General features: G+C 63.2%; 6 protein-coding genes and 1 pseudogene. 1 reads left to right on the top strand and 6 read right to left on the bottom strand.

The features are described from left to right. From ISS20_RS22020 to ISS20_RS22005, 4 genes and pseudogenes are all read right to left on the bottom strand, one after another. Positions 1-406 (bottom strand): annotated as a pseudogene (locus ISS20_RS22020) (YncE family protein); the annotation flags it as partial. An 89-nt stretch (positions 407-495) separates the two neighbouring features. Next, positions 496-1,275, bottom strand: coding sequence for an anti-sigma factor (locus tag ISS20_RS22015; RefSeq protein WP_291439570.1), 780 nt, complete (start codon positions 1,273-1,275; stop codon positions 496-498). After that, positions 1,272-1,847: an RNA polymerase sigma factor gene (locus tag ISS20_RS22010; protein WP_291439568.1), complete on the bottom strand. Its 576-nt coding sequence runs from the start codon at positions 1,845-1,847 to the stop codon at positions 1,272-1,274. The genes ISS20_RS22015 and ISS20_RS22010 overlap by 4 nt, the downstream gene beginning before the upstream one ends. 919 nt (positions 1,848-2,766) lie before the next feature. Continuing rightward, entirely contained in the window at positions 2,767-3,447 is a 681-nt protein-coding gene (locus ISS20_RS22005) for a TetR/AcrR family transcriptional regulator (RefSeq protein ID WP_291439566.1), read from the bottom strand. Positions 3,448-3,665: 218 nt separating this feature from the next. Here ISS20_RS22005 and ISS20_RS22000 point away from each other — a divergent pair, with 218 nt between their 5' ends. Then, positions 3,666-4,586: an SDR family NAD(P)-dependent oxidoreductase gene (locus ISS20_RS22000; RefSeq protein WP_291439564.1), complete on the top strand. Its 921-nt coding sequence runs from the start codon at positions 3,666-3,668 to the stop codon at positions 4,584-4,586. Between the two features lie 502 nt (positions 4,587-5,088). Here the strand turns inward: ISS20_RS22000 and ISS20_RS21995 are convergent. Then, positions 5,089-6,282 (bottom strand): IS91 family transposase, encoded by a 1,194-nt coding sequence (locus ISS20_RS21995; RefSeq protein ID WP_291439562.1) that lies wholly within the window; start codon positions 6,280-6,282, stop codon positions 5,089-5,091. A gap of 10 nt (positions 6,283-6,292) precedes the next feature. After that, complete coding sequence (locus tag ISS20_RS21990; protein WP_291439560.1) at positions 6,293-7,168, bottom strand: site-specific integrase; 876 nt, start codon at positions 7,166-7,168, stop codon at positions 6,293-6,295. Positions 7,169-7,434: the final 266 nt, after the last annotated feature.

Below are 7,434 nucleotides of genomic sequence, written 5' to 3'. Positions count from 1 at the left end.
CGCGACCGCAGGTGGCGAAGTAGCGCGAATCCGGGGACGGGGCGCAGCCGTGGATGGAGATCGCACCGTGGTAGAGCGGCTTCTGGATCATCTCCCCATGCGTGGGCGTGACGCCACCGGTCACGAGGCGAAAGGGAGGGCGCGGATCCTCGTCGAAACTGGTGAGGTTGATGGCCCCCATCACCTCGTCGCGAACCGGGTCGATAACAGTTAGCGTGTTCGAATCTTCGTTGGTCAGGAAGACGCGGTCACCAGGCTGCGGTCCTGCGGCAGACTTTTGCGCGGCGTGCGCGCCGTGGGCCTGTGACAACGCGAGGCCGTGCGAAGTGGCCGCTGAGCCGGCTAGCGCACCTGCTGCCTGCAGCAGCGTTCGACGTGTGAGAAAGGGGTTGGATTGCGGATGCATGCAAGGAACTCCAGTTAGTTACCTTGCATAGACGCGTGACACGCCCACTTATTCCGCGCGCACCTGATTAAAAATGGCCGCCTGTCAGTTTATGTTCTTTCGCGCAGTTGGCGCCGCAGTTCATCGGCCACCGGATGCAGGCCGGTCGCTTCGACGGGCCCCACTAGGCTGAAGCCGAAACCGTCCTCGCCCCACGCATACCCGCGTACGCCGTCGCGCATGTAAGGTGCCATGGCGCGCGCTTGCCGCTGCTGCGCCATGGGCCGTGCCATCATCACAAGGCGAGTGCCCTGGTCGTCATCGTACATGTACAGCAGTGCCGGCCCTTGCGATGTAGCCACCATGCGCCCGCCCATGAACCGGTAGCCCGACGCAGCGAGATCCGGCACAGCGAGCGATCGACCGAGGCGGCGTGCGGCCCACTGCGTAAGCACCTGACTTTCGTCGGCACGGATCTCCACCGGGCGCAAAAAGTCCGGAGCGAACGTACGGTAGCTCAGCGCTGCGTCTTGCGCCAGCGCCAGCACGCCCGCCTCGCCAGTGGGTGCCGCATCACGCGCCCACCATCCCCCTGCGCCACCCACCGCAAGCAGCAAGGCTGCGGCGACTGCCTGCCGCCAATGAGTCATCCGGCCGCGACGTTGCTGTGCGACCAGCCGCGCGACATTCAACTGCGGAGGAACAGGCTCGTGCGCCACGTCCGCGAGCGCGGTACGCAACTGCTCGCGCTGCTCACAGTAGGTCGCGATACGTGCGCCTTCCTGCGGATGCTCGGACAGGAAGGTCAATACCGCCGCGTGGCGATCCTCGTCCAACCGCTCGTCGACGAACGCTTGGAGGTCTTCTTCAGTGATAGGGCGTACAGTCATTTCACGCGTCGCAAAAAAGAGGTTGAAGGGGCGGCCGCCTTCATCAATGCAGTCGGCCAGCCTGTGCCGCGAATCCCATCGCTCATGAGGGTGGTCAGACGGGCGCGCGCGCGGGATAGGCGCGACATTACCGTGCCGATGGGTACGCCCAGGACCTGCGCTGCCTCGGCATAGGACAGGTCCTCCACGCCGACGAGCAACAGAACAGTGCGATGCTCCTCGCCCAGCGCGTCCATCGCTTTCAGCAGATCGCGGCGACGTAGTGCGTCCTCCTGAGGCGGTGCCACGGCGACATGATGCTCTGCTGCGTCCTCCAGGGGCACCTGTGTCGGACCACGGGAGCTTCGCCGCAGCCTAGTCATGGCCAGATTGTGGAGGATGGCGAAGGTCCAGGCCCGCACGCTGCCGTCGCGGTGGCGTTGATTCCAGCTTTCGATTGCGCGCACCAGACAATCCTGTACCAAGTCGTCAGCCGCTGAGCGATCCTTGAGCAGGGCGCGCGCGTATCGACGAAGGTCGGGAATGACCGTCTCCAGGGTGGCTATGACGTCGTTTTCTGTGGTGGGTGGCATGGTGAACAGGGTGGCGACAGGCGGGCCAAAAATGCTTGCAGTCTCTGCACGCAGTCCGCCCTGCCGCTACAGACGATTGTGGCGGCGGTTTATTCCCGGTGGGGATTCTTGGGGAAACCTGGGCGCTGCGCCGCGGTGGCGGCACGGGCTCGTGCTACGGTGACTGAGCGCTTTCGCTCCCGCGCATGGAATAGACCGCCTTGAGAGACGTCTATCGAAGGCGAGTCCTGTCAAGAGCCCGCGCTGCCGAGGCTCGTGCCCGACAGCCTCGTCCATTCGACCCTGCAAGACCTCAATGCCCTTGTATAGCCTCACGCCATCTATGCCTACTAGATGAGTTCGCCACTTTGTCTTCACGCCCGCCGCGCTTTGCTTTTCGTCACAGTGTTATTCGTCTCCCGTCAGGCGAACGGCATGGCGGGAGCTGCCTGGCCGTTGGGCCCCTCCGGGGCAAGAGACACCACGTACCCCTTGCATCAGTCACTGCGCGTCGGTCCGAGCAAAGTTGCGGAACACAAATTTGCTGGATTCGCAGGAATTGCACAATCCTTGACTCAAAGAACAGCTTGGTTGCTCAGTTCTGCTTGGCGAATCTCATGCCTAGGGTGGGCTGCGCCCTCGGGCTTGTCGGTTGTTAGGACTCGCATCCGCTATCCACGTAATGGGTTAACTGCGTCGCACGGTGCCATGCCTCTAACTTTTGGCCCACGCTTGGAGATGAGGGATCTCCTTCCATGACCGATAGCAGACATCGTAGCGTGCGGCAACAAAGGGCCGGGAGCGGACACTTACGGGCACGCACCAGCTTCGAAAACGATCTGTGCCACGCGTGTGCACCCAGTAAGGGCAAACTCGTGCGTGCGGCTGCCAAGAGGCGTCAATCTGCGCCTTCGTGGAGCGCGTCCTTAACCGCGGGCCCTCAGGATCGTGGACGCAAGCGGCGAACGGTGCTGGTGGGTAGCGGGGAAGTGGAGCGGCTGGCTTCGCGCTCCAGGTAACCCAGGCACAGCGACACGAGCTGGCGTCGAATAACCCGCGCCAGCTTCGCAGGGGCCTCCTCCTCCAGCAGCCCCTTTGTCGGCCCGATCATCGCTGTGGCGAACATGTAGGCCGTCACCGGCAAGTCGTCGAAGCTCGCGTCGGTCACGGTCGAAAGCGCCGCCGCTAACGCCCTGCACGCCCGCACGCTTGCCTGCTTCACCAAGTCCGCACGTGCGAGCTCCGCCGCCACTGCATAGAGTGCGCGCGCCTCGTCGGCCCGGTCGAGTTTCGCCGTCACGAAAGCATGGACCACAGACTCGACCAAGACCGCAAGGGGCCGCTGGTGGGCTCGGCTAGCCGCCACTTCCACGGCCTCCACCACGCCGTTCAAGTGGCGCTCCAACACGGCGTTGAGGAGCGCCTGCTTGTTGGGGTAGTACTGATAAAGGCTTCCGACGGAAACGCCAGCGCGCTCCGCGACACGCGTGGTCGTCAGTCGGTGGACGCCATCCTTGAGCAATACTTGGATAGCCGCTTCAAAGACGGCGGCGACCGTGACGACCGACCGAGCTTGGCTGGGACTGCGCCTTGGTGCGAGGGAAACGATGGGGGTCGGCATGAAGCGGCGGGCGGGTGGGAAGAGCATCAGTATGGCCAACGTCCAGGCTCTGCGCCATGCTAAACCTGAAGGATCGTCCAGATTTTGCTGCGGAACCCGCATCGTACAGCACCTTCTTTCATAGGATCGAATGTTCCTCTCTTGGTGCCTTCCGAAATGCGAATTCCCAATCTGAGCGATCCTTCATACATTGGAGTCTTCAACGGCAGGACTCTTACATGGCCCACTACCTCATCACTGGCGCGACTTCCGGACTTGGACGCGAGGTGGCACTTCGACTGGCCCGCATGGGCGGTCATCAACTGACACTTCCGGCGCGCGACGCGGCTAAGGCGGAAAGCTTCCGTGCCGAACTCCTCGCGCTCGGTGCGGGTCAGGTGCGCACACCCGCGCTCGACCTGTCGTCGCTGCAAAGCACAGCAAGCTTCGTGAGCAATTTCCTACGCGACACGACGGATCCCGTCGACGGGGTGCTATTCAATGCGGGCCGCCAGTCCGCCACCAGGCTAGTGAAGACGGCCGACGGCTTCGAGTCGACATTTGCAGTGAATCATCTGGCGCATCACCTAATCCTCAAGGGCCTGACGCATCGCTTGACGGAGGCTTCAATCGTCGGATGGACGGCGAGCGGCACGCACGACCCCGCAGAGAAGTCCGCCCGGCTGTCAGGCTTTCGGGGCGCGCGCTACACCACGGCGGCGCGCATCGCCCAGGGCAGCTACGACGATGCCTCGGACGAGCAAGCCTGCAGGGATGCATACGCCACGTCGAAGCTCTGCAACATTGTCTCGGCGCGCGCCCTTGCGGACGAGGCCGGCACCCGCAGGACCTACTTTTCCTTCGACCCGGGTTTGATGCCGGGAACCGGCCTGGCCCGAGAGCAGAGCGCTGCCATGTACTGGGTTTGGAACAATATTCTTCCGCTCATTGCACGCTTGTTGCCTGGCACGAGTTCAACGGCGCGGTCTTCCGCCGTTCTCGCAGACCTTTTGGTCGGCAAGCTGCGCGGATCGCACAATGGCGCGTACTTCAACTACACCGGCGGGCAACTCGAACCGGCAAGCCCGGCGAAGGACCGCCGGGTCGCACATGATCTCTTTGTCGAAAGCGACTGCATCGTAGGCCGGTATGCGTGGTGACCTCGTGATCGTCCGCAGCAGGAACTGACCCAATCGGTCCGGAGACATAGTCTCTGCCGGGACAACTGAACGCTTTAGTGAAACGGGGCGAGCCACACGCTGAGGGCGCTTTGCGCGCAAAGGGGACATTGGGGAATGGCAGCTACTGTTTAGGGTTGTGGGATACCTGCCCGGAACTGGCACCCAAACGACGATCACCCACGGCCTGAGGGCAGGTGTCGCACAAGCCTCGGGGGAGGAAACCGCGGGGAACGCCAACGCGGGTGTTCCGGGCGCAAACGCTATGGGGATTCTGGCAGCGGCCTGGCGATCACAGCTCGTATGCATGCGATGCCAGTGTGCCGTTGTGTGTGGGCGGGGCCTGGGGCATTGCTGATCAGTCGCCTGTTTCCGAGTATTTCGCAGGCCATACAGAACCGTTCGCGGCGACATGCGTGCGCCCTCCCTGTCGACGGGCAAAAGCGCATCGACATCAAAGACAAGTGGTGGCGCGCAGAGCTGCTCATAACGCGGGCGGTGCGCGGATGGCCTGCCCGCGCATGAGACATTGCAGGATGGTCATCGCCTGGCCGCAGTGTCGGCAGACGAAGATCGGCGGCACTGCGTTGGGCGGTAGGTCGGCTTGCTCCTCGCTGCTGGGTGAGGCGGCTTGCGCCGGGACGACCTCCAACAACTGGCGCGCCAGCGCGAGGCTGGCCTTGCAGTTGCCATTGGCCAGCAAGCCATAGTGGCGGATACGATGGAAACCGCTGGGCAGCACATGCAGCAGGAATCTGCGCATGAACTCCTGGGGCGCCAGCGTCATGGTCTTGTGGCGCGTGCTCCCCTTGGCCCGGTAGTCCTTCCATTTAAAAATTACCCCGCGCTCATCCATCGCAACAAGCCGGCTGCTCGTGATAGCCACCCGGTGCGTGTAGCGAGACAGGTAGGCCAGCACCGCCTGGGGGCCGGCAAACGGCCTCTTGGCATAGACCACCCACTCGCATTGGCGCATCGGAGCCAGCCACTGGCTGAAGCAGGCACCATCAGCCAGCGCCGCCAGTTCGCCGAAGAACCTCAGCCGCCCCGCCTGGTGCAGGCGCAACAGCTCTTCGATGAAGCGCCGTCGCATCAACCTGGACAGCACGCGCACCGGCAAAAAGAAGCCCGATCGGCAAGCCACCCAGGACTTGCCGTCAGGAGCCAGTCCACCGCCTGGCACGATGCCATGTACATGCGGGTGATGCGTCAGTGCAGAACCCCAGGTATGCAGCACCAGCGTGGCACCGATGCGTGCACCCAAATGCTTGCGGTCAGCAGCGATGGTCTGCAGCACCTCGGCGGCGACATCAAACAACAACCCATAGAGTTCTACCTTGTTCTGGTACGCCAGATCTGCAATGGGCGCGGGCAGCGTGAAGACCACGTGGTAATACTCCACGGGCAGCAGATCAGCCTGGCGGGCATCGAGCCAGCGCTTGGCTGCAGCGCTTTGGCACTTGGGGCAGTGTCGGTTGCGGCAGGAGTTGTAGGAGACCAGCTCGGTGGCGCAGCTATCGCAGCGCAACACATGTCCCCCCAGTGCCGCTGTGCGGCACTGCTCAATGGCCGACATGACCTTGAGCTGAGACAGGCTCAAGTGACCGCGCTGGCTGTCACGCCAGGCGGCACCATGCTTGAGGAAGATGTCGGCGACCTCCAGAGTGGGCCGCTGCACGCGCGCACCTTCAGGCGGCAGGCATGGGCTCCAAGGGGCCGATCACCTCGCGCAGCAGGTCAGTCGCCACGTGGGCGTAGATCGATGTGGTCTCCAGCTTCTTGTGCCCCAGCAGCACCTGAATCACGCGGATATCGACCTTGCGCTCCAGCAGATGCGTGGCAAAGCTGTGGCGCAGGGTGTGGGTAGTGACCCGCTTGTTGATACCAGCGGCATCGGCTGCCGCATGAACGGCGCGGTTGAGCTGGCGAATCGAAAGAGGCTCCAAGGGCGTCATGCCTGGGAACAGCCAGCCGCCAGGCAGCATCTTGCCCTGGGCATGGGCCAGGTGCCACCAGGTGCGCAGGCGCCGCAGCAGGACAGGGCTGAGCATGGCGTAGCGGTCCTTGGCACCCTTGCCTTGCTCCACGCGCAGCGTCATGCGCTGGCTGTCGACATCGGTGACCCTCAGGCTGACGACCTCGCTGGCGCGAAGACCTGCGCCATAGGCAACCGATAGAGCCACCTGGTGCTTGATGTTGTGGGCCGCAGCCAGAAGGCGTGAGACTTCTTCGCAGCTCAGGACCACAGGCAAGGTGCGAGGTAGCTTCACGGGCTGCATCTTGGCCATCAGCTCGATGCGTCCCAGCGTGATGTCGAAGAAGAACTTCAGGCCCGTGAGCGTGGCGTTGAGCGTCATGGGAGATGAGCCCGTATCCACCAGATGGAGCTGGAAATTGCGCAGATCCTCCACCGTGGCCGCATCGGGCGAGCGCTTGAGGTAAGCGGCCAGCTTGCGCACGGCACGGATGTAGGCTTCTTGCGTGCGAGGCTCCAGCTTGCGCATTCGCATGTCCTCAAGCATGCGCTGGCGCAGCGGCGAGATGGAGGGGGTCGAAGGGATCATGATCGCGCTCCTGTCGAAGAACGAGGCCGATTGCCTCACTCGCCAACATAGACAGGGGCGCGATGTGTACTTACTGTCAGGGCCTTCGCGGCGGGCTACCGCGCGAGCGGTTTAGTCCTCTGGCCGATAGTGCGAATTCGTTTGCGGTCAGCGTATGACTGCAATCAGCCTGAAGCAGTCACCTCGCCCCTCCAGCCATTCACGGCCACGGAAAACACGTATCTCAACGCACACAAAAAAGCGCTCCAACGGGAGCGCTCTCTGTT

It is taken from the genome of Acidovorax sp. (assembly GCF_016783915.1).
Classification (GTDB): Bacteria; Pseudomonadota; Gammaproteobacteria; order Burkholderiales; family Burkholderiaceae_C; genus Acidovorax.
The sequence above is the reverse complement of the archived record's forward strand: the minus strand, read 5'-3'. Positions and strand labels throughout refer to the sequence as shown.

Coding starts and splice junctions, on each gene's coding strand:
- ISS20_RS22005 (WP_291439566.1), bottom strand. CDS start 3,447: ATGCCGACCCCCATCGTTTCCCTCGCACCAAGGCGCAGTCCCAGCCAA.
- ISS20_RS22010 (WP_291439568.1), bottom strand. CDS start 1,847: ATGCCACCCACCACAGAAAACGACGTCATAGCCACCCTGGAGACGGTC.
- ISS20_RS21990 (WP_291439560.1), bottom strand. CDS start 7,168: ATGATCCCTTCGACCCCCTCCATCTCGCCGCTGCGCCAGCGCATGCTT.
- ISS20_RS22000 (WP_291439564.1), top strand. CDS start 3,666: ATGGCCCACTACCTCATCACTGGCGCGACTTCCGGACTTGGACGCGAG.
- ISS20_RS22015 (WP_291439570.1), bottom strand. CDS start 1,275: ATGACTGTACGCCCTATCACTGAAGAAGACCTCCAAGCGTTCGTCGAC.